This is a genomic window from Enterobacter cloacae complex sp. IR5384 (assembly GCF_049237265.1).
Taxonomy (GTDB): Bacteria; Pseudomonadota; Gammaproteobacteria; order Enterobacterales; family Enterobacteriaceae; genus Enterobacter; species Enterobacter cloacae.
Genome location: NZ_JBMKHJ010000101.1, coordinates 1 through 1,269, shown reverse-complemented (window position 1 = coordinate 1,269; position 1,269 = coordinate 1). Strand labels below are relative to the sequence as shown.

At 44.2% G+C, this 1,269-nt stretch carries 1 protein-coding gene and 1 pseudogene; both read left to right on the top strand.

Annotated elements, in window-relative coordinates:
- Nucleotides 1-107, top strand: a pseudogene (locus ACOTX3_RS26020) (class D beta-lactamase); the annotation flags it as partial.
- A 239-nt stretch (nt 108-346) separates the two neighbouring features.
- Nucleotides 347-1,162: an aminoglycoside O-phosphotransferase APH(3')-Ia gene (locus tag ACOTX3_RS26015; RefSeq protein WP_000018326.1), complete on the top strand. Its 816-nt coding sequence runs from the start codon at nt 347-349 to the stop codon at nt 1,160-1,162.
- Nucleotides 1,163-1,269 lie beyond the last annotated feature (107 nt).

The following is a 1,269-nucleotide window of genomic DNA, read 5'->3' as shown; positions in this document are numbered from 1 at the left end:
TTTACTTTTTCGCCTTTAACATGGATATAGACAACGAAAGTAAGTTGCCGCTAAGAAAATCCATTCCCACCAAAATCATGGAAAGTGAGGGCATCATTGGTGGCTAACAAGTCGCTCAAGGTCGCTCCCTGCGGTCGCTGGACAGTCCCAGTCGGCGCATGCTTCGCATTTTATGCGCCGCCTGTGCCTGCCCCTTAGCTCCAACGTTAGATGCACTAAGCACATAATTGCTCACAGCCAAACTATCAGGTCAAGTCTGCTTTTATTATTTTTAAGCGTGCATAAAAATATATCATCATGAACAATAAAACTGTCTGCTTACATAAACAGTAATACAAGGGGTGTTATGAGCCATATTCAACGGGAAACGTCTTGCTCGAGGCCGCGATTAAATTCCAACCTGGATGCTGATTTATATGGGTATAGATGGGCTCGCGATAATGTCGGGCAATCAGGTGCGACAATCTATCGATTGTATGGGAAGCCCAATGCGCCAGAGTTGTTTCTGAAACATGGCAAAGGTAGCGTTGCCAATGATGTTACAGATGAGATGGTCAGACTAAACTGGCTGACGGCATTTATGCCTCTTCCGACCATCAAGCATTTTATCCGTACTCCTGATGATGCATGGTTACTCACCACTGCGATCCCCGGGAAAACAGCATTCCAGGTATTAGAAGAATATCCTGATTCAGGTGAAAATATTGTTGATGCGCTGGCAGTGTTCCTGCGCCGGTTGCATTCGATTCCTGTTTGTAATTGTCCTTTTAACAGCGATCGCGTATTTCGTCTCGCTCAGGCGCAATCACGAATGAATAACGGTTTGGTTGATGCTAGTGATTTTGATGACGAGCGTAATGGCTGGCCTGTTGAACAAGTCTGGAAAGAAATGCATAAGCTTTTGCCATTCTCACCGGATTCAGTCGTCACTCATGGTGATTTCTCACTTGATAACCTTATTTTTGACGAGGGGAAATTAATAGGTTGTATTGATGTTGGACGAGTCGGAATCGCAGACCGATACCAGGATCTTGCCATCCTATGGAACTGCCTCGGTGAGTTTTCTCCTTCATTACAGAAACGGCTTTTTCAAAAATATGGTATTGATAATCCTGATATGAATAAATTGCAGTTTCATTTGATGCTCGATGAGTTTTTCTGAGGCACTGTTGCAAATAGTCGGTGGTGATAAACTTATCATCCCCTTTTGCTGATGGAGCTGCACATGAACCCATTCAAAGGCCGGCATTTTCAGCGTGACATCATTCT

Coding starts and splice junctions, on each gene's coding strand:
- ACOTX3_RS26015 (WP_000018326.1), top strand. CDS start 347: ATGAGCCATATTCAACGGGAAACGTCTTGCTCGAGGCCGCGATTAAAT.